The organism is Herbidospora sakaeratensis (assembly GCF_001570525.1).
In the GTDB taxonomy this organism is placed as follows: Bacteria; Actinomycetota; Actinomycetes; order Streptosporangiales; family Streptosporangiaceae; genus Herbidospora; species Herbidospora sakaeratensis.
Map to the genome: position 1 here is coordinate 72960 of NZ_BBXC01000013.1, position 18171 is coordinate 91130.

Sequence of the window (18171 nt, forward strand, 5' to 3'; positions counted from 1 at the left end):
CTATCTCAGGTGGAAAGGACGGTGACGCCCGCGCCTTCGAGCGCGGTCACCGCCTCGACCGGCGCGGCCGTGTCGGTCACGACCGTGTCGATGCGCGACAGCGGCGCGATGCGCACGGCGCTGCGCTGGGTGAACTTGCTGTGGTCGGCGAGCACGACGAGCCGCGTGGCCGCCGCGATCATGTTGCGGTCGGTCTCGGCCTCGGCCAGGTGCGCGCCGAGCATCCCGTACGCCGGATCGAAGCCGTAGGCGCTGAAGAAGCCGACGTCGATGTGCACGTCGTTGAGGGCCTGCGTGGTCAGGTGGCCGAGCAGCGACAACTCGGCGTTGCGCATCAGGCCGCCCAGCACGAGCACCTGCGTGGTCTCCGAGGCGATGCCGATGGCGTACGCGATGGCGACCGAGTTGGTCACCACGGTGACGTCGGGCACCGCGACGAGATGGGGCACCATCTGGGCCGTCGTCGAGCCGCCGGTCAGCAGCACCGCGCTGCCGGGGGTGACCATCTGGGCCGCCGCGGCGGCGATGCGGCGTTTCTCGTCGAGGTTGCGGATGGAGCGTTCGATCATCGGCGTCTCGGCGACCTCGGGGCCGCCGTCGACGGCGACCGCGCCGCCGTGGACCCGGCGCAGCAGGCCGCGTTCGTCCATCTCGTCGAGGTCGCGGCGCACCGTGGAGACGCTCACGTTCAGCAGCGCCGCGAGGTCGTCCACGCTCACCGACCCTCGGCTGCGCACGTGGGAGAGCAGTTCGCTCCGGCGCCTCTCGCTCAGCATCAGTAGCCGGCCTTTCTGTCCACAAGATTCAGCAGGGGGCGGCCCTCGACCAGCCGCCGCAGATTCTCGGTGAACAGAACGCGGACATGATCGTGGTAGCCGGGCGCGAATCCTGCCACGTGCGGAGTGATCAGGACATTGCTTTCCGACCAGAAAGGACTGTTTTCCGGCAGCGGTTCCTCGGCGAACACGTCGGAGACGAGATAGCCGACCTGTCCGCTTCTGAGGGCGGCCAGCAGCGCGTCCTCGTCGACGACCCCGCCCCGCGCCCCGTTGATGACCACGGCGCCCGGTTTGAGCTGCGCGAACGCGTCGGCGTCCAGGAGATGGTGGGTCTCGTCGGTGTGCGGGACGGTCAGCACCAGGTAGTCGGAGCGGGCCAGCAGGCCGGGCAGGCCGTCGGGCCCGACGACCTCGGCGGGGGTCTCGTCGGCGACCTCGCTGAAACGTTCGCCGGCCCGGACCCCGCCCCGGCGCATGCCGATGACGTTCATGCCGAAGGCGTGCGCGAGGCGGCCGATCTCCTGGCCGATCCGGCCGTAGCCGACGATGCCCACGGTCGAGCCGGGGACCATGCGCGGCATCAGCCGGTTCCACCGGTAGTCGAGGTCGGGCCAGTGGCCGAGGCCGATGATGTGGGGCAGGTGGTGGGCGTGGGCGAGGATCATCATCAGCACCCACTCGGCCAGCGGCTTGGGGGAGACGCCGCCGATGGTGGTGACGTCGACCTCGCTGTCCCACAGGTCGGTGCCCTTCACATGGTCGCAGCCGCTGGTGTCGAGCTGCACCCAGCGCAACCTCGGCGCGGCGCCGCGCCGGGGGAAGGCGGTGTTGGTGTAGAGCACGTCGGTCTCGGCCAGCAGGGCGGCCGGGATCTCCTCGGCGCCGCGCGCCAGGTGCTTGCGCACCCGGACGCCGGGCACCGTCACGGCCGCCAGCCAGTCGTCGTCGAAGTCGAGGGTCACCAGCACGTTGATCATCGGGGTCGTCCTCACTTGATGCCCGATCGGGCCATGCCTTCGACGAAGTGCCGCTGGAACAGGGCGAATACGATGATCATCGGGATCATCGACAGCAGTGACATCGCCATCAGCGAGCCGTAGTCCTGGCCGTACTGGTTCTTCAGGAACAGCAGGCCGACCTGGAGGGTGTAGCTCTCCGGGTCCTTCAGCACGATGAGCGGCCAGGCGAACTCGTTCCACCGCCACATGAACGTGAAGATCACCAGCACCGCGATCAGCGGACGGCACAGCGGCAGCACCACCGTGCGGAAGATGCGCCACTGGCTCGACCCGTCGCACTGCGCGGCCTCGATCAGCTCGTCGGGGATCGCCATCATGAACTGCCGGGCCATGAACAACCCGAACGCCTCGGCCAGCCGGGGCACGATGACGCCCCAGTCGCTGCCGATCAGCCCGAAGTCCACCACCAGGTGGAACTGCGGCACCATCACGACCTGCACCGGCACCATCAGCGTGCTGATGATGAGGATGAACAGCACGTTCCGGCCGGGGAAGCGCAGCTTGGCGAAGGCGTAGCCGGCCATCAGGTTGATGACCACGGTCAGCACGACGGCCACGACCGCGATGAAGACCGAGTTCACCGCCCACATGCCGTAGGGGAACTTGCTCAGCGGGTCGGTCAGGTTCTCCCACCGCACGCTCGTCGGCCACAGGTGCAGCCCGGGGCCGCGCATGTCGGCCGACGACGAGATCGCGGTGACGACCATCCAGTAGACCGGGAACAACATCGCGACCGCCCCGGTGATCGCGAAGGCCAGGCGATAGCGCGTCATGCGACGTCCCTCCGCTTGTTCACACGCCACTGGACGATCGTCATGACCAGGACGATGAGGTAGAGCACGACGCCGATGGCCGAGGCGTAACCCTGCTGCCGCTGCTCGAACCCGGCGGAGTAGGCGTAGGTGACGAGCATGGTGGTCGAGTTGCCGGGGCCGCCGCCGGTCATGACGTACACGATGTCGAAGACCTGGAAGCTGTTGATGATGCCGATCACGATCAGGAAGAACGTGGTCGGGCCGAGTTGCGGGATCGTGATGCGGCGCAGCGTCGCCCAGCGGGAGGCACCGTCGCAGCGGGCCGCCTCGAACACCTCGCGCGGGATGCCCTGGAGGGCGGCGAGGTAGACGACCATGTTGAAGCCGAGGCCGATCCACAGGCTGATGGCCACCAGCGACAACAACGCCGGCACGCCCTCCGACTGCCACGGCACCGGGCCGAGCCCGACGACGTCGAGGATGCGGTTGACCAGGCCGATGTCCTCGTTGAACAACCACGCGCCGATGAGCGCGCTGCTCACGCCGGAGATGACCGCGGGCAGGTAGTAGATCGCCCGGATCAGCCCCCGGGCGGGCATGCGCCTGTTGAGCAGCAGCGCCGCCGCCAGGCCCGCGACCAGGCACAGCGGCACCGAGATCGCGGTGTAGAGGGCGGTGTTCCACAACGCCGTCCAGAAGATCTTGTCGCTCAGGATCTCCTGGTAGTTCTGCAGCCCCACCCATTTGGCGAGACCGAAACCGCGGGTCTGCTGGAGGCTGATCCAGAAGACCTGGATCAGCGGCCAGAACATGAAGACCGCGAAGACGGCCACCGCCGGTGCGGCGAACGCCAGGCCGGTCAGCGCCTCGCGCGCCCGCCGCGTCCGGACCGTTGCCATCGGGCCTCCTTCAGGCGGACAGCGCCTTCTCGATGGCGGTGCCGATCGCGCCGACGGTGTCGTCGGCGGACTGGCCGCCGGTGAAGTAGCCCTCCAGGTTCTGCACCAGCGCGTCGTTCACGCCGGAGAAGCCCGGCAGGGTGACGAACTGGACCAGGTCGGCGGGCATGGTGGTGGCCTGCTGCTGGAAGACCGGCATCAGGTCGGGGGAGACGGCGTAGTTCAGCTTCGCGCCGGCCAGGTCCTTGCGGGCCGGGAGCACCGTCGTCTGCTCGCAGAACAACTGCATGTTGGCCGGCTCGGCGAGGAACTTCGCGAACGCGGCGGCGGCCTCGGGGGCCTTGCTCTGCGTGGTCACCGCGACCGCGTTGCCGCCGAGGTCGGAGGCGGCGCCGCCGGGACCCTTGGGCAGGAAGGTCGCGCCGATCTCGATGCCCTTGGCGGTCTTGTTGATGTCGGGCAGCAGGAAGTCGCCGACGAACGCCATCGAGATCTTGCCGGAGCCGAACACGAGGTCGGGGCTGTTGGCCGTCTTGACCATCATGTTCTTCGGCATCAGGCCCTTGTCGTAGAACGACTTGGTGAACTCCAGGGTCTGGCGGGCCTGCGGCGAGTCGAACACGACGCTCTTGCCGTCGGGGCCCAGGGCCTTGCCGCCCGCCTGCCAGAGCCAGTTGAACCAGCGGTAGGCGCCGTACTGCTGCCAGTTGACGCCGAAGGCGGCGGTCGCGCCGGTGCCGGCGGCGTTGAGTTTCTCGGCGACCTCCAGGAACTGCTCCCAGGTCCAGGCGGTGTCGAGGGTGGTCGGCACGTCGGTGATGCCGGCCTTCTCGAAGTGCGCCTTGTTGTAGAGGATCGCGCTCGTGTCGGTGTGGTGCGGGACGCCGTAGGGCTTGCCCTCGTACTGCACGCCGGCCCACAGGGCGTCGATGAACTGGCCTGAGTCGGCGCCGACCGTCGCCGACAGGTCGGCCAGCACGCCCTGCGAGCTGTAGATGCCGATGTCGTTGTAGGTGACGCGGAACAGGTCGGGGCCCTGGCCCGACTGCAGCCGGGCGTCGAGGGTGGTGCGCATCTGGTCGTACGGAAGCTGCTCGACCTTCACCTTCACGCCCGCGTTGGCCTTCTCGAAGGCGCGGGCGATGGTGTTGAAGGCGGCCATCTCGGCGTCCGAACCCCAGACGGAGAACGTCAGGTCACCGGTCGCGGCGCCGGCGCTCGCGGCGGCGGCGGGGGCGCTGGTGCCGGCGTCACCGCCGCCACAGGCGGCGAGGGCGCTCATCGCGGCGGCGCCCGCGGCGGTCATGCCGGCCGCTCGGAGGAATTGGCGGCGGTTGAAATTCATGGGGGGCCTCCCTTGGCTCCGGCCTGGTGTGCAGTTCCTATCAACTTCACGCAGAAAACGTCAATACATCTCAAAATGGTCGCTTGACAGTCACGACGGCCGTCTCTACGGTCCTGGGATGACAGATCTGCTCGTTTTTGAGAGTTTTGAGGGGGCGGCGTGCACGGTCAGGCGGGGCGGTCACCCCACGGGCGGGTCACGCCGAGCACCGCGTCGTCTCCGCTCTCGATGAGCGCGAGGGCGGCGGCGGAGACCTCTTCGGGGGTGTGCCACCGGCCGCTCGGATGCCAGCCGAGGATCAGCCGCGGCCGTCCGGGCAGCGGGGGCCGCGGCCCGTCCGGTGCGGCGTACGCGCTGGTCAGCACCTGGACGACCCGGTCGGCGCGGGCGTCGATGACGTCCCAGGCGGCCTGGTCGCCGAACGGCAGGTACGCCAGCGCCAGGTCGAATCGACGGTCGCCCAGGGCCGTCACGAAACTGGGCACATTTGTAACGTCTGCTAGCACTATGTCGCCAATGTCTGAAGTGCGATGTTTGTTGCGCGAAACGATAGAAACGCCCATCCCTCTGGCGGCCAGGCCGACCACGGCCGGAGCCAGGATCCCCGTTCCTCCGACGACCAGGACGTGACCTGACATGGATTTCGACCTCCTCGTGGCAGGGGAGCTGAACGCCGACGTCGTCGTCGAGTGCGGCGACGTGCAGCCGACGTTCGGGCAGGTCGAGGAGATCGTGGAGGACGCCACGATCGTCCTCGGCAGCTCCGGCGCGATCACCGCCTGCGGGGCGGCCCGGCTCGGCGCCCGCGTCGCCATGGCCGGGGTGGTCGGCGACGACTGGCTCGGGGACTTCGTGCTCGACCGGCTGGCCGAGCGCGGGGTCGACACACGCTACTGCCTGCGCAGACCTGGTCGCCGCACCGGGATGACGGTGGTGCTCGGGGCGCGCGGCGACCGCGCGATGCTGACCTTCCCGGGCGAGATCGGCCGGTTGTCGGCCGCCGACGTGCCCGCCGAGGCGCTCGCCGCCGCGCGGCACCTCCACGTCAGCTCCTACTTCCTCCAGTACGACCTGTGGGCCGGCCTGCCCGCCCTGGTGAAGGAGTTCGCCGGGACGACGTCGGTCGACCCCAACTGGGACCCGTCGCGCTCCTTCGACCACGGGCTGCCCGCGCTGCTGCCGCACCTCGACTACCTGCTCCCCAACGAGCAGGAGGCCGAGCACGTCGCGCGCGCCAACGGCGGCCCGCTCACCTGCGGGCTGGTGGTGAAACGCGGCGGCGACGGCGCCACCCTTAATCTGCCCGACGGCACCGCGCTCGGCGTGGACGCCCCCGCGATCACCCCGGTCGACACGACCGGCGCGGGCGACTCCTTCGACGCCGGGTTCCTGGCCACCCTCCTGCGCGGCGGCACCCACGCCGAAGCGCTGCGCGTCGCCTCCGCCTGCGGCGCCCTCTCGACCCAGGGGCTCGGCGGCACCGCCGCGCAGCCCACCCTCCCCGAGGCGCTCGAACTCGCGGGCAGCCTCACCGTCCACGATCTCCAGGAGACCCAGAAGTGACCGCAACGACCGCCCCCGAGCTGGCCCGGCGTACGCAGGCCGAAGTGGAGTCCCAGCCGGACACCTGGCGTCGCGCCATCGACCTGGCCGCCGCGACCGGCGTGCTGCCCGGCGCCGGCGCGAACGTGCTCGGCGTCGGCTGCGGCACCTCCTATTACATCCTCGACGCCTATGCCCGCCGCCGGCAGCGGCTCGGCCAGGGCCGCACCCGCGCCGCCATCGCCACCGAACTCGACGACGACGACGCCTACGACGCGGCCATCCTGCTGTCGCGGTCGGGCACCACCAGCGACCTGGTCAAGGTCGCCCGCGACCTGTCGCGGCGCACCCGCACGATCGCGATCACCGGCACCCCCGGCTCACCGATCACCGAGGCCGTGCACGAGACGATCGTGATGGACTTCGCCGACGAGCACTCGGTCGTGCAGACCCGCTACGCCACCTCCGCGCTGACCCTGCTGCGCGCCTCCATCGGCGACGACGTGTCCGGCCTGCCCGGCCTGGCCCGCGCCGCGCTGGCCGAGCCGCTCGCCGCCGACCCGGCCGACTTCGACCACGTCGTCTTCCTCGGCACGGGCTGGGCGCGCGGCCTGGCCGAGGAGGCCGCCCTCAAGCTGCGCGAGTCGGCCCGGTTGTGGACGGAGTCGTACGCGAGCCTCGAATACCGGCACGGCCCGATCGCCTGCGCCTCGCCGCGCAGCCTCGTGTGGGCGCTCGGCCCGCTGCCCGCCGATGTGGTCGAGGCGGTGCACGCGACCGGCGCCACGCTCCGCGTCGCCACCGACGACCCGCAGGCCGAACTGGTCCGGGTGCACCGCCTGGCCGTCGCGTACGCGCGGTACCGGGGGCTGGAGTGCGACAGCCCCGAGCACCTGTCCCGTTCGGTCGTCGTGGAGTAGCCGTGCCGTTCGTCCAGTACGCCACCGCCGCCCCCGTCCCCGACGACCTGTCCGACCGGCTCGCCCGCACGGTCGCCGACGCCCTGGACCTGCCGCCCGGCGCGGTCGTCGCGCAACGGCTGGCCGCCCTCGACGGCGCCGGCGTCACGGCCGTCGTGCGCGGGCGGCTCCGCGACCCCGGGCTGATGCGCGCGGCCGTCGGCCGGGCGGCGGCGCTGCTCAGCGCCGACCTGGGCGTCGACCCCGACTACGTGTTCGTCTCGTGGCCCGATCCGGGGGTCGTCGGGTGATCCTCACCGTGACGCTCAACCCCGCCTACGACGTCACCTACCGCCTGGCCTCCCTGCGGCCGGGCGCCACCAACCGGGTCGGCGAGGTGGCGGTGCGCGCGGGCGGCAAGGGCCTGAACGTCGCCCGCGTCCTGCTGGCGCTCGGCCACGAGGTGACGGCGCTGGGGCTGGCCGACGCCCGGTTCGGCGCGTCGGCCGGCCTGCCGGCCGCGTTCACCCCGATCGCCGGGGAGACCCGCCGCACCACGGCGGTCGTCGCCGACGAGGTGACCATGCTCAACGAGCCCGGCCCGGTGATCTCGGCGGGGGAGTGGGCCGCCTTCCAGGCCGGCTTCCGGTCGTGGTTGCCGCGCGCCTCCGCCGTGGTGATGTCCGGCAGCCTGCCGCCCGGCGTCCCCGGCGACGCCTACGCGGTGCTGGCCGCGCTCGCGGGCGACGTGCCGACGATCGTGGACGCCGAGGGCGACGCCCTCGTCCACGCGCTGGCCGCCCGCCCCCACGTCGTGAAGCCCAACGCCGACGAGCTGAGCCGCACCTTCGGCGCGGCGACCTCGGTCCGCGACGGCGCGATGCGGCTGCGCGAACTCGGCGCCCGCGCCGCCGTCGTCTCCGACGGCCCCCGCGGCCTGCACGCCGACACCGCCGACGGCCTGTGGCGGGCGGTGCCGCCGTTCGCCGAGGGCAACCCGACCGGCGCGGGCGACGCCGCCGTCGCGGCCATCGCCATGGGCGTGGTCGCCCGGTGGGACTGGGCCGAGACGCTCCAGCACGCCGCCGCCCTGTCGGCCGCCGCCGTCAGATCACCCCTGGCCGGGCAGGCCGACCACGCCGCCTACCGGGCCAACCTCACCGTCGTCACCATGGAACCACTGGAGCGAGAGTGCTGACCCCCACCGCCGAGATCGTCTCCGCCGCCTACGCCGCCGGCCGGGGGGTCGGCGCGTTCAACGTGATCCAGGTCGAGCACGCCCAGGGCATCGTGGCCGGGGCCGAGGAGGCCGGCCTGCCGGTGATCCTCCAGGTCAGCGAGAACACCGTCGACTACCACGGCGGCCTGGCCGCCATCGGCGCGGCCTGCCTGGCCGTCGCCCGCGAGGCGTCGGTGCCGGTCGCGGTCCACCTCGACCACGCCACCCGGGGCGACCTCGTCGACCGGGCCGTGGAGCTGGGCTTCGGCTCGGTCATGTTCGACGCGTCGGCCTTGCCTTATGAGGAGAACGTGGCCGCCACCGCCGAGGTGGTGCGCCGGACCGGCGTCTTCGTGGAGGCCGAGCTGGGGGAGGTGGGGGGCAAGGACGGCGTGCACGCGCCCGGGGTTCGCACCGACCCGGCCGAGGCCGCCGCCTACGTCGCCACCACGGGCGTGCACGCCCTCGCGGTCGCCGTCGGCACCTCCCACGCGATGCTCACCCGCGACGCCGCGCTCGACTTCGGCCTGATCGCCGAACTGCGTGCGGCGGTGCCGGTGCCGCTGGTGCTGCACGGCTCCTCCGGCGTCGCCGACGACGGGCTCACCGAGGCCGTCGCGGCGGGCATGTGCAAAATCAACATCGCCACCCACCTGAACAAGGCGTTCACCGCCGAGGTCCGGCGGGTGCTGACCACCTCGGCGACCGTGGACCCGCGCGCGTACCTGCGGCCCGCCCGGACGGCCGTCGGAGCGCAGGTCGCCCATCTGCTGCGTGTCCTCCACCAAGGAGTCCTCTCATGAGCCTCACCCCGCACCCCGACCCCGGGGCGATCCTCGCCGAGAACGAGCGGCGTGCCCTGGAACGGGAGGGCATCCCGATGTTCCTCGCGCTGGAGGACCTGCGCGGCCCGGCACGACCGGCCGGCGACCGCGCCGAGGGCCCGGCCCTGGCCGACCTGACCGGCCGCTACGCCATGGCGGTCCGCCCCGAAGCGGCCGACGACGACCTCGCGGCCCTGGCGTCGGTGGTCACCGTCGTGGCCCGCGTCCACTTCTTCCCCACCGAGGACTGAGATGGCCTTCGCCGACTACCGCACCGCCCTCGAAGAGGGCCGTTACCTGCGGGTCGTCAACTACCACAACACCCCGTCGTCGACCGCCGGCCAGCTCCGCGAGGAGCTCACCGCCTACGGCGAGGCGTTCGCGAGCGTCACCGTGGCCGACCTCGACCACTTCTACGCCACCGGCGAGTGGCGCCTCGACCGGCCCGGCTTCATCCCGGTCTTCTACGAGGGCTACCGCAACAACCACACGGTCGCCGCCCCGATCTGCGACGACCTGGGCCTCACCGCGTGGTTCCCGATCATCACCAGGTTCGTCGACTGCCCGCCCGACGAGCAGCGCGCCTTCGCCGACGCCCACGACATCGACCTGGTGGAGGAGGAACTGTCCTACGACCGCCTGGCCCTGACGTGGGACGAGGTGGCCGAGCTCGGCGAGCGCCACGTGGTGGTCCCGCACACCGGCAGCCATGCACCGATCGGCGCGATCGTCACGGCCGCCGACGTGGAACGCGAACTGGTGGAGCCGCGCCGCCGCATCCAGGAGGTGACCGGCCAGGAGGCGGTCGCCAACGTCTACCTGTACGGCACCCCGTTCGGCACCAGCGACTTCCAGGACCGGGCGGTGCTGGACGCGGGCTACCGCTACCAGATCAGCAACACGATGATCCAGCGCATCGCCTGACCCCTAGGCGGCGGTCAGGCCCCCGTCGACGGCGAGGGCGGCCCCGGTGATGAAGGGCGCCTCGTCGCTCAGCAGGAACGCCGTGAACGCGGCGATCTCCTCGGGCCGCCCCACCCGTCCGACGGGATGCATCGCGCCGCCCGCCCGCAGCGCCGGGATCTGGTGCTTGAGGCCGTAGAAGACGCTGCTGAGGTTGAGGGCCATCTCGGCGTGCCAGGCGCCGGCGTCCAGGCCGGTCACCGGGCCGATGGCGGTGGCGGCGCCGACGTTGTTGAACACGCCGTCGAGGCGGCCGTACCGGCTCACCGCCTGCCGGATCAGCTCCGCCATCTCGGCCTCCACCGTCACGTCGGCGGACACGAACGCGGCCTCTCCTCCCTCGGCCCGGATCCCGGCCACCAGCGCGTCGCCGGCCTCCTTGCCGCGGGCGGCCAGGACGACCTTCGCGCCCTCGGCGGCGAGCCGCTCGGCGGTGGCGCGGCCCATGCCGGAGGTGGCGCCGGTGACCAGAACTACTTTGTCGGTGAAACGTGCGGACACGCTGACTCCCAGCTCAAAGACGGTTCCTGATGTATACCGAGACCTTCGCACCACGTTTCGAACCCCGCAAGAAGGCACTTCGCCATGACCAGGTATCGCCGGGAGAACCGCCCGGATCGGAACCTGGTATCAGCCGTATACTGCGGACCATGTCGCAGCCGGACACCCGCCTCGCCCTGGTCCGCGACGTGCTCGAACGCATCGGCGACAAGTGGTCGGTGGTGGTCATCTGCCAGCTCGACGACACCACCCGGCGCTTCAACGAGCTCAGCCGGATGAGCAGCCCCATCACCAAACGTATGCTCAGCGCGACGTTGCAGGGCCTGGAGCGCGACGGCCTGGTGACCAGGACCGTCTACGACACCAAGCCCCCACGCGTCGACTACGCCCTGACCCCGCGCGGGATCAGCCTGCTCCAGGTGGTCCGGGCGCTGGCCGGCTGGGCGGAGGACAACGCGGCGGGCATCCTGGAGTCGCGCTCGGGCTTCGACGCCCGCTGACGCTATTCGGGCCAGGCCGAGTTCTCGATGACCTCGACGAAGTCGCCGCGTACGAACCCCGGCACGAAGTGGGCCAGCACGTCGGCCTTCACGTTGCCGAACGTCGTGTCGGGCCGGTCCTTGATCCCGTCGGTGAACGCGGCCAGGATGCGCTTCTTGAAGTCGGGCCGGGGATGGGCCGCCACCACCGCCGCGCGCTGTTCGTCGGAGACGGCGTGGTAGCCGATGCCCAGCACGTCGAGCTCCACCCCCCGGGTGACCAGCGCGATCTCGGGCGCCATGCGCAGCGGGATCTCCGGTGTGGTGTGCAGGGCGATGGCCGTCCACACCAGGTCGGCCTCGCCGCCGGCGATCCCGTGGGCGGCGAGGAACCGCCGCGCCTCGTCGGCGCCGTCGATCTCGAACCGCTGGTCGGTACGCCGGAACCGGCCGGTCAGGCCGAGGTCGTGGAACATCGCGCCGACGTACAGGAGCTCGGGGTCGAAGGGCAGGCCCTCCGCGCGCCCGCGTAGTGATCCCCACAGGAACACCCGCCGGGAATGGTCGAACAGCAGTGGCGACGCCGCCTCCCTGACCAGCTCGGTCGCCTCCCGCGCGAGAGGGCTGTCGGGGATGCGCACACCCGCGATGGCCTCGCTCATGGTCTTCTCCTTTCTCGGTACGACTCCAGGATTCTCCGTGTGCCTAGACTGGGGCCATGTCCTTTCTGACAGATGAACCACAGATTCAGACATGAAGGTCGGCTTCGTGGTGTTCGACGGGGTGACCATGCTCGACGTCAGCGGCCCCGCCGAGGTCCTGCACCAGGCCGGTCTGGCCGGTCACCCCTACGAGCTGGTCCTGATCTCCGCGTCCGGCGGCCAGGTCACCACCTCGACCGGCCTGCCGCTGAGCGGCGTGGTGACGGCGGCCGAGGCCGGGCCGGTCGACACGGCGATCGTGGCGGGTGGTGATCTCCTGGCCGAGTGGCCCCTGGACGCCGATCTGCTCGCGACGGCCCGCGCGGTGACCGCCGGGGCCGCCCGGGTCGCCTCGGTGTGCACCGGCGCGTTCGTGCTGGCCGAGCTCGGCCTGCTCGACGGGCGGCGGGCCGCCACGCACTGGCGGCACGCCGGCCTGCTGGCCCGCCGTCATCCCCGGGTGCGGGTCGAGCCCGACGCGATCCACGTCAGGGACGGGCGGTTCGTCACCTCGGCGGGCATCAGCGCGGGCATCGACCTGACGCTGGCCCTGGTCGAAGACGACCACGGGGCCGAGGCGGCCCGCCGGATCGCCCGGGAGCTGGTCGTCTTCCTGCGGCGGCCCGGCGGGCAGTCGCAGTTCTCGGCGGCGGCCGCGCCGCCCGCGCGCCACGACGTGCTGCGGGTGCTGATCGACTCCGTGCTGGCCGACCCGGCCGGCGATCACGGCCTGCCGGCGATGGCCGCCGCGGCGGCCGTCAGCACCCGGCACCTGACGCGGCTCTTCCGCACCGAGCTGGGCACCACCCCGGCGCGCTGGGTCGAGCGGGTCCGGCTCGAACACGCCCAGCGGCTCCTCCTCGACGGGCACGGCGTCACCGCGGCGGCCCGCGACAGCGGGCTCGGCAGCGACGAGACCCTGCGCCGCGTCTTCGACCGCCACCTCGGCATCACGCCCACCGCCTACCGGCAGCGCTTCGCCACCACGACGGGTGGTACCGTTCAGATAAATGGATGACTTATCCGTTTATTGAACACGGAGGGGCACATGACGAAGACGGCTCTGGTCACGGCCGGCACGGGTGGCATCGGCCTGGAGACCGCCCTGGGCCTGGCCGCCGCCGGGTACGCGGTCACCGTGGTCGGGCGCGACCCCGGCCGGGGCGCCCGCGCGGTCGGCCTGATCGACGCCACCCGGCCGGTTCACCCGGCCCGGTTCCGGCGGGCCGACCTCGGTTCGCTCGACCAGGTCCGCGCGCTGGCCCGCGACGTCGCCGCGTCGGGGGAGCCGCTGACGGTGCTGGTCAACAACGTCGGGGCGATGTTCGCCGACCGGGCCGACCTCGACGGCGTCGAGGCGTCGTTCGTGGTCAACCACCTGTCGCCCTACCTGCTGACCGAACTGCTGCTGCCCGCGCTCACCGCCGGGGCGCCGAGCCGGATCGTGAACGTGACCTCCGGCGCGGTCCGGGCCGCGAAGCGGCGGTTCGACGCCGTCGAGCCGCCGGGCGGCTACTACGGCTTCCACTGGTACGGCCGCGCCAAGCTCGCCAACCTGGCCTACACTCTCGATCTGGCGAAGCGGCTCGACGGCACCGGCGTCTCGGTCTTCGCCGCCGATCCCGGAGGGGCCGCGACCGACATGACCGACGGAACCATGACCGACCCGAAGATCGTCTCGCCGCCCCTGCGGGTGGTGTGGCCGCTGGTCCGGCGCACGTTCGCCCGCAGCACCTCGGGCCCGGCGTCCAGCGCGGCCCGCTCGTCGATCACCGCCGCCACCGACCCGGCGCTCACCGGCCACACCGGCCTCGTCATCGGCCCCTCGGCCCGCCCGGTCGCCCCGATCCGCGCCGCGACCGACCCCCGCGTCGCGGCGGCAGTCGGCCTGCTCAGCCGGACCCACGCGCCCGTGGCATGACGACCACCCCGCTGCGCAAGGACGCCGCCCGCAACTGGGAACGGATCGTCGCCACCGCCCGCGACCTGGTCGACCAGGGCGTGCCCCTGCAGCTCAACGACGTCGCCCACCGGGCCGGTGTCGGGGTCGCCACGGTCTACCGCCACTTCGCCACCCCCGAGGCGCTGCTGGAGACCGTCGCCACACCCTGCCTCGAAGACCTGGTCGCGCACGGCGAGCAGGCCCTCACCGAGCCCGACCCCTGGCGGGCGCTGGAGGGTTTCCTGTTCCGCGTCGTCGAGGCGCAGGTCACCGACGCCGCCCTGCCCCCGGTCGCCGCCGCGGCCGCCGACGCCCTGCCGCGCACCACCGAACTGAAGACGTCGCTCGCGACGGCCGGCACCGCGCTGCTCGACCGGGCGCACGCCGCGGGAGTCGTGCGCGCCGACCTCACCGCCGCCGACGTCGTGCCGCTCATGTGCGGGGTGGCCCACGCGGTGGCCGTGCGCGGGGGCGGCCCCGGCGACCGGATCGACACCGCCCGCCGCTTCCTCGCCACCCTGCTCGACGGCGTTCAGACCTGAAGGTGGCGCAGGACCGCCAGGACCCGGCGGTGGTCGTGGTCCGACGGCGGCAGGCCGAGTTTGGCGAAGATCTGGCTGACGTGCTTCTCGACCGACCCGTACGACAGGAACAGCGCGCCCGCGATGGCGGTGTTCGACCGGCCCTGCGCCATCAGGGCCAGCACGTCGCGTTCCCTGGCGGTGAGGGCGGCCAGGGCCTCCGCGCGTTGCCCGGCGCCCATGATCTGGGTGACGACCTCCGGGTCGAGGACGGTTTCCCCGGCGGCGATCCGGTCGAGCGCCGACAGGAAGTCGCGGACGTCGGCGACCCGCTCCTTCAGCAGGTATCCCACGCCGTCCGCCCCGTCGGCGAGCAACCGGGCGGCGTAGCGCGTCTCGACGTACTGGGAGAACACCAGCACGCCCACGCCCGGATGGTCGCGGCGGATCCGGATCGCGGCCCGCAGGCCCTCGTCGGTGAACGTCGGCGGCATGCGCACGTCGACCACGGCGACGTCGGGCCGGTGTTCGGCCACGGCGGCCCGGAGCGCCTCCCCGTCGCCCACGGCGGCCACCACGTCCCGGCCCCGGGCGGCGAGCAGCATCCGCAGGCCGTCTCTGAGCATCGCCGCGTCCTCGGCGATCACGATGCGCATACGCCGTCCTTCACAGGTGGAGGGGGATGGTCACGGTGATCACGGTAGGTCCTCCTTGAGGGCTGTGGACGTCCATCGCGCCGTCGACCGCGCCGACCCGGTCGGCCAGGCCGCGCAGGCCCGACCCGGCGCCGGAGGCCGCCCCGCCGGCGCCCTCGTCGCGGACGACCAGAGTCAGCCGGCCGTCACCGCCCCGCACGTCGACGGCGGCGTGCCGGGCGCCGCTGTGCCGCACGACGTTGGCCAGCAGCTCGGTCGCGCAGAAGTAGGCGACGACCTCGATGGAGGCGTCGGGCCGCTCCGGCAGGTCGGCGTGCAGCCGGACCGGGATCGGGGTGCGGGCGGCGAGGGTGGCCAGGGCGGTCTCGAGCCCCTGGTCGAGGGCGGGCGGGAGGATGCCCCGGATCAGGTCGCGCAGTTCGGCCACCGTCTCCTTCGCGTCGCGGTGCGCGCCGTCGACCAGGGCGCGGGCGCGTTCGAGGTGGTCGGGACGGTGGCCGAGTTCGAGCTCCTCCCGGGCCAGGCCCAGGCTCATGGCCAGGGTCACCAGGCGGGCGGACGTCCCGTCGTGCAGGTCGCGTTCGACCTGGCGGAGCCGGGCGACGGCGTCGTCCACCGCGAACGCCCGCGCCCGCTCCAGCCGGCGGATCCGCGCCTCGCTCGCGGACGGGCCCAGCAGCGTCCGGGCGAGCAGCCGTTCGGGCGACAGTGCCAGGCGCAGGCCCCGGGGGGCCAGGAACAGCAGCGCCAGACCGGCCGGGCTGAGCAGCGCCGCGCTCGGCCAGCCTTCGGGCACGAGCCGCCACACGGGGGAGACGAGCAGGACCAGGCCGCCTCCCCACAGGCCGGCGGCGGTGGCGAGGGCGAGGGCGGCGGCGGGCAGCCGGATCAGGGCGTGGGCGACGGCCCGCCATCCCGTCGCGTCGACGAGCGCCGCGCCGACCCACCGGAACAGGCCCTTGCCGGGCCGGAAGGGCGCGGGATCGGTCGTCCGCGCGCCGATGAGCGCACCGGCCAGCCGGCGGTTGACCGTGCCGAGGCCGCGGGCCGCCACCAGGCTCAGGGCCAGCATCGGCACGCCGATGAGGTTGACCGTCGTGAGGACGCTCAGCAGCACCACGACGAGATGGACCAGCCCGATCCCTGCCATCAGAGGAAGGATCAGCGTGTACGCGAGCTCGCGGGCCGCGGTGACCGGCACGCCCCTCCTGCCTGACGGACACCGGTGGAGGACGTCCGGAAAAGGTCCGGAGGACGTCCTCGTGGTGCCGTCGGATCCGCGCCGACAGAGTGATCACCATGATGACAACGAAACGGCGGCGGCGACACGCCGCGCTGCTCGTCGCCCTGACGGCGGCCGCACTGACGGTGACGGCCCCGGCGGCGGCCCGGGAGCCGCTCTGGCGTGACTGCGCCGGCCGGGACCTGCCGGCCGACGCGCGGTGCGCGGCGATCCGGGTGCCCGTCGACTGGGCCGACCCCGGCGGGCCGGAGATCACGCTCGACGTGGCCCGATTACCCGCCACCGAGCCCGCGCGGCGGATCGGCGGCGTGCTGGGCATCCCCGGCGGCCCCGGGGTCAAGGGCATCGACGACCTGGCGCGTGCCGCCGCCGACCTCATCGAACTGCGGCGCAGGTTCGACCTCGTCGCCTACGACCCCCGCACCAGCGTGTGGCTCGACCGGCTGCCCCCGGCCTGCCTGCGGCCCGCGACCACGTTGTCCGAACCGGCGGGCCGGACGCAGTACCGGACCCTGGCCGCCGCGATGGCCGACGGCTTCGCCGCCTGCCGCGAGGCCGACCCGACCGGGCTGTTCGCCACCATGGACTCCCTGTCCGTCGCCAGGGACATGGACACGATCCGCCGTCTCCTCGGCGAGGAGCGGCTGAGCTTCATGGCCAACTCCTACGGCGGGGTGGCCGCCGCCGCGTACGCCCGCCTGTTCCCCACGCGCATCCGGGCGATGTACCTGGACGGCACGCCCGACCAGACCGGCGGCTGGCCCGCCCAGACGCTGGGCACCCTGCCGGTCATGGAGGAGACCTTCACCCGGTTCGCCGCCTGGTGCGCGGCCACCCCCGCCTGCGCGCTGCACGGGCAGGACGTCGAAGCCGTCTGGCGCGAGCTCACCCGCAGCGCCGACCGCAGGCCGATCCCGGTGACGTCCGCCCACTTCGGCGCGGGCGAGCTGACCGGATGGCACCTGCGGAGCCTCGGCTTCACCGCCGACCCCGGCCCGGCGAACACGCGGTGGGCGGCCTTCGCCGACGCGGTCGGCAAGGCCCGCAAGGGGGACGGATCCGGCTTCGCCGACGCCGTCCTGGGCAACGCCCGCGCCTGGGCCACCCCCGGCGTGCTGGCCATGACCTGCGGCGACGAGCGAGGCTACACCGGCTGGGCCCAGCTGGCGGAGTTCCGCCGGCAGGCCGTGCGCACGTCGCCGAACTTCGGGGGAGCGGCGTTCGACGCCCTGGGCTGCACCGGCTGGCCGCTGCGCGTCGCCAACCCGTCGCGTCCCCTGCCGGCGCGCGGCCTGCCGCCGTTCCTGGGCGCGGGCAGCACGTGGGGCGACCACGTGTGGACGGAGAGCCTGATCGGCAGGGTCCCCGGATCGGTGACCGTCGCCTACGACGGCCCGGGTCACGCGCTCTACCTGTCGGGGAAGAGGTGCCCGATCCGGCACGCGACCGCCTACCTGACCGACCTGACGCTGCCCCCTCCCGGCACCGTCTGCCCCGCCGAATGAGCGCGGCGCGCTCCTAGAGTGGGCCGCATGGACCTGTTCGCGGGCATCCCCGTCACCGACTACCGGCGGGCCCTGGAGTGGTACGAACGCTTCCTGGGCGCGCCGCCGGCCTTCTTCCCCAACGACGTCGAAGCCGTGTGGGAGCTCGCCGAGCACCGCTACCTCTACGTCGAGCACCTCCCCGAGCGTGCCGGCCACGCCCTGCAGACCCTCTTCGTCGACGACTACGACGCCCGCGTGGCGGCGATCTCCGCGCGCGGCGTCGAGCCCGTCACGCGGGAGACCTACGGCAACGGGGTGCGCAAGGCGACCTACCACGACCCCGACGGCAACGAGATCGGCATCGGCGGCGGTCCGGCCGAGAGCTGACGTCGATCCG

Annotated in this window: 23 protein-coding genes; 13 read left to right on the forward strand and 10 right to left on the reverse strand. The window is 72.6% G+C overall.

Going from position 1 to position 18171, the window contains the following annotated elements:
- Positions 1-5: 5 nt before the first annotated feature.
- From AW271_RS39915 to AW271_RS21535, 6 genes are all read right to left on the reverse strand, one after another.
- Positions 6-776, reverse strand: coding sequence for a DeoR/GlpR family DNA-binding transcription regulator (locus AW271_RS39915; RefSeq protein WP_062339204.1), 771 nt, complete (start codon positions 774-776; stop codon positions 6-8).
- Positions 776-1756 (reverse strand): D-2-hydroxyacid dehydrogenase, encoded by a 981-nt coding sequence (locus AW271_RS21515; protein ID WP_062339205.1) that lies wholly within the window; start codon positions 1754-1756, stop codon positions 776-778. Before AW271_RS21515 ends, AW271_RS39915 begins: the two co-directional genes overlap by 1 nt.
- A gap of 11 nt (positions 1757-1767) precedes the next feature.
- Positions 1768-2571, reverse strand: coding sequence for a carbohydrate ABC transporter permease (locus AW271_RS21520; RefSeq protein ID WP_030452561.1), 804 nt, complete (start codon positions 2569-2571; stop codon positions 1768-1770).
- Positions 2568-3452: a carbohydrate ABC transporter permease gene (locus AW271_RS21525; protein ID WP_062339206.1), complete on the reverse strand. Its 885-nt coding sequence runs from the start codon at positions 3450-3452 to the stop codon at positions 2568-2570. The genes AW271_RS21520 and AW271_RS21525 overlap by 4 nt, the downstream gene beginning before the upstream one ends.
- A gap of 10 nt (positions 3453-3462) precedes the next feature.
- Positions 3463-4797: an ABC transporter substrate-binding protein gene (locus AW271_RS21530; RefSeq protein ID WP_157554468.1), complete on the reverse strand. Its 1335-nt coding sequence runs from the start codon at positions 4795-4797 to the stop codon at positions 3463-3465.
- Between the two features lie 167 nt (positions 4798-4964).
- On the reverse strand, positions 4965-5282 hold the full coding sequence (locus AW271_RS21535; protein WP_157554469.1) for a hypothetical protein: 318 nt from the start codon (positions 5280-5282) through the stop codon (positions 4965-4967).
- A gap of 151 nt (positions 5283-5433) precedes the next feature.
- Here AW271_RS21535 and AW271_RS21540 point away from each other — a divergent pair, with 151 nt between their 5' ends.
- The 7 genes from AW271_RS21540 to AW271_RS21570 are packed head-to-tail and all read left to right on the forward strand — an operon-like array spanning position 5434 to position 10205.
- Complete coding sequence (locus AW271_RS21540) at positions 5434-6360, forward strand: carbohydrate kinase family protein (RefSeq protein WP_062339209.1); 927 nt, start codon at positions 5434-5436, stop codon at positions 6358-6360.
- Complete coding sequence (locus AW271_RS21545; protein WP_083977010.1) at positions 6357-7259, forward strand: SIS domain-containing protein; 903 nt, start codon at positions 6357-6359, stop codon at positions 7257-7259. Before AW271_RS21540 ends, AW271_RS21545 begins: the two co-directional genes overlap by 4 nt.
- Positions 7260-7261: 2 nt before the next feature.
- Positions 7262-7549 carry a hypothetical protein gene (locus tag AW271_RS21550; protein WP_062339210.1) on the forward strand — a complete coding sequence of 96 codons (288 nt, stop codon included), beginning with the start codon at positions 7262-7264 and terminating at the stop codon, positions 7547-7549.
- Entirely contained in the window at positions 7546-8436 is an 891-nt protein-coding gene (locus tag AW271_RS21555; RefSeq protein ID WP_062339211.1) for a 1-phosphofructokinase family hexose kinase, read from the forward strand. Before AW271_RS21550 ends, AW271_RS21555 begins: the two co-directional genes overlap by 4 nt.
- On the forward strand, positions 8430-9260 hold the full coding sequence (locus AW271_RS21560) for a class II fructose-bisphosphate aldolase (RefSeq protein WP_062339212.1): 831 nt from the start codon (positions 8430-8432) through the stop codon (positions 9258-9260). The genes AW271_RS21555 and AW271_RS21560 overlap by 7 nt, the downstream gene beginning before the upstream one ends.
- Positions 9257-9532 (forward strand): hypothetical protein, encoded by a 276-nt coding sequence (locus AW271_RS21565; protein ID WP_062339213.1) that lies wholly within the window; start codon positions 9257-9259, stop codon positions 9530-9532. The genes AW271_RS21560 and AW271_RS21565 overlap by 4 nt, the downstream gene beginning before the upstream one ends.
- Position 9533: 1 nt before the next feature.
- A complete protein-coding gene (locus tag AW271_RS21570; protein WP_062339214.1) occupies positions 9534-10205 on the forward strand; it encodes a polysaccharide deacetylase family protein in 672 nt (223 codons plus the stop codon).
- A 3-nt stretch (positions 10206-10208) separates the two neighbouring features.
- Here AW271_RS21570 and AW271_RS42900 read toward each other — a convergent pair whose 3' ends face one another.
- Positions 10209-10745: an SDR family NAD(P)-dependent oxidoreductase gene (locus tag AW271_RS42900; protein ID WP_063818068.1), complete on the reverse strand. Its 537-nt coding sequence runs from the start codon at positions 10743-10745 to the stop codon at positions 10209-10211.
- A 149-nt stretch (positions 10746-10894) separates the two neighbouring features.
- On the opposite strand from AW271_RS42900, the gene AW271_RS21580 reads away from it, so the two are divergent.
- Entirely contained in the window at positions 10895-11245 is a 351-nt protein-coding gene (locus tag AW271_RS21580) for a winged helix-turn-helix transcriptional regulator (protein ID WP_062339216.1), read from the forward strand.
- Between the two features lie 2 nt (positions 11246-11247).
- Here AW271_RS21580 and AW271_RS21585 read toward each other — a convergent pair whose 3' ends face one another.
- On the reverse strand, positions 11248-11886 hold the full coding sequence (locus tag AW271_RS21585) for an HD domain-containing protein (protein WP_062339217.1): 639 nt from the start codon (positions 11884-11886) through the stop codon (positions 11248-11250).
- A gap of 91 nt (positions 11887-11977) precedes the next feature.
- Between AW271_RS21585 and AW271_RS21590 the strand changes: the two genes are divergently transcribed.
- From AW271_RS21590 to AW271_RS21600, 3 genes are read left to right on the forward strand one after another with little or no spacing between them, the layout of a single operon-like run.
- Entirely contained in the window at positions 11978-12943 is a 966-nt protein-coding gene (locus AW271_RS21590; RefSeq protein WP_062339218.1) for a GlxA family transcriptional regulator, read from the forward strand.
- Between the two features lie 30 nt (positions 12944-12973).
- Positions 12974-13846: an SDR family NAD(P)-dependent oxidoreductase gene (locus AW271_RS21595; protein WP_062339219.1), complete on the forward strand. Its 873-nt coding sequence runs from the start codon at positions 12974-12976 to the stop codon at positions 13844-13846.
- Positions 13843-14409: a TetR/AcrR family transcriptional regulator gene (locus tag AW271_RS21600; protein ID WP_062339220.1), complete on the forward strand. Its 567-nt coding sequence runs from the start codon at positions 13843-13845 to the stop codon at positions 14407-14409. Before AW271_RS21595 ends, AW271_RS21600 begins: the two co-directional genes overlap by 4 nt.
- On the opposite strand, the gene AW271_RS21605 is transcribed toward AW271_RS21600, so the two are convergent.
- Both AW271_RS21605 and AW271_RS21610 read right to left on the reverse strand, forming a co-directional pair.
- Entirely contained in the window at positions 14400-15044 is a 645-nt protein-coding gene (locus AW271_RS21605; protein WP_062339221.1) for a response regulator, read from the reverse strand. The two genes, AW271_RS21600 and AW271_RS21605, sit on opposite strands and share 10 nt — an antisense overlap.
- Positions 15045-15054: 10 nt before the next feature.
- Complete coding sequence (locus AW271_RS21610; RefSeq protein WP_062339222.1) at positions 15055-16245, reverse strand: sensor histidine kinase; 1191 nt, start codon at positions 16243-16245, stop codon at positions 15055-15057.
- Positions 16246-16343: 98 nt separating this feature from the next.
- Here AW271_RS21610 and AW271_RS21615 point away from each other — a divergent pair, with 98 nt between their 5' ends.
- Both AW271_RS21615 and AW271_RS21620 read left to right on the forward strand, forming a co-directional pair.
- Positions 16344-17792, forward strand: a complete 1449-nt coding sequence (locus AW271_RS21615; protein WP_157554471.1) for an alpha/beta fold hydrolase — start codon at positions 16344-16346, stop codon at positions 17790-17792.
- 27 nt (positions 17793-17819) lie between these two features.
- Positions 17820-18161, forward strand: coding sequence for a VOC family protein (locus AW271_RS21620; RefSeq protein ID WP_062339224.1), 342 nt, complete (start codon positions 17820-17822; stop codon positions 18159-18161).
- Positions 18162-18171: the final 10 nt, after the last annotated feature.

Coding starts and splice junctions, on each gene's coding strand:
- AW271_RS21570 (WP_062339214.1), top strand. CDS start 9,534: ATGGCCTTCGCCGACTACCGCACCGCCCTCGAAGAGGGCCGTTACCTG.
- AW271_RS21620 (WP_062339224.1), top strand. CDS start 17,820: ATGGACCTGTTCGCGGGCATCCCCGTCACCGACTACCGGCGGGCCCTG.
- AW271_RS21605 (WP_062339221.1), bottom strand. CDS start 15,044: ATGCGCATCGTGATCGCCGAGGACGCGGCGATGCTCAGAGACGGCCTG.
- AW271_RS21520 (WP_030452561.1), bottom strand. CDS start 2,571: ATGACGCGCTATCGCCTGGCCTTCGCGATCACCGGGGCGGTCGCGATG.
- AW271_RS21590 (WP_062339218.1), top strand. CDS start 11,978: ATGAAGGTCGGCTTCGTGGTGTTCGACGGGGTGACCATGCTCGACGTC.
- AW271_RS21595 (WP_062339219.1), top strand. CDS start 12,974: ATGACGAAGACGGCTCTGGTCACGGCCGGCACGGGTGGCATCGGCCTG.
- AW271_RS21615 (WP_157554471.1), top strand. CDS start 16,344: ATGATGACAACGAAACGGCGGCGGCGACACGCCGCGCTGCTCGTCGCC.
- AW271_RS21515 (WP_062339205.1), bottom strand. CDS start 1,756: ATGATCAACGTGCTGGTGACCCTCGACTTCGACGACGACTGGCTGGCG.
- AW271_RS21565 (WP_062339213.1), top strand. CDS start 9,257: ATGAGCCTCACCCCGCACCCCGACCCCGGGGCGATCCTCGCCGAGAAC.
- AW271_RS21540 (WP_062339209.1), top strand. CDS start 5,434: ATGGATTTCGACCTCCTCGTGGCAGGGGAGCTGAACGCCGACGTCGTC.
- AW271_RS21585 (WP_062339217.1), bottom strand. CDS start 11,886: ATGAGCGAGGCCATCGCGGGTGTGCGCATCCCCGACAGCCCTCTCGCG.
- AW271_RS39915 (WP_062339204.1), bottom strand. CDS start 776: ATGCTGAGCGAGAGGCGCCGGAGCGAACTGCTCTCCCACGTGCGCAGC.
- AW271_RS21580 (WP_062339216.1), top strand. CDS start 10,895: ATGTCGCAGCCGGACACCCGCCTCGCCCTGGTCCGCGACGTGCTCGAA.
- AW271_RS21600 (WP_062339220.1), top strand. CDS start 13,843: ATGACGACCACCCCGCTGCGCAAGGACGCCGCCCGCAACTGGGAACGG.
- AW271_RS21525 (WP_062339206.1), bottom strand. CDS start 3,452: ATGGCAACGGTCCGGACGCGGCGGGCGCGCGAGGCGCTGACCGGCCTG.
- AW271_RS21530 (WP_157554468.1), bottom strand. CDS start 4,797: ATGAATTTCAACCGCCGCCAATTCCTCCGAGCGGCCGGCATGACCGCC.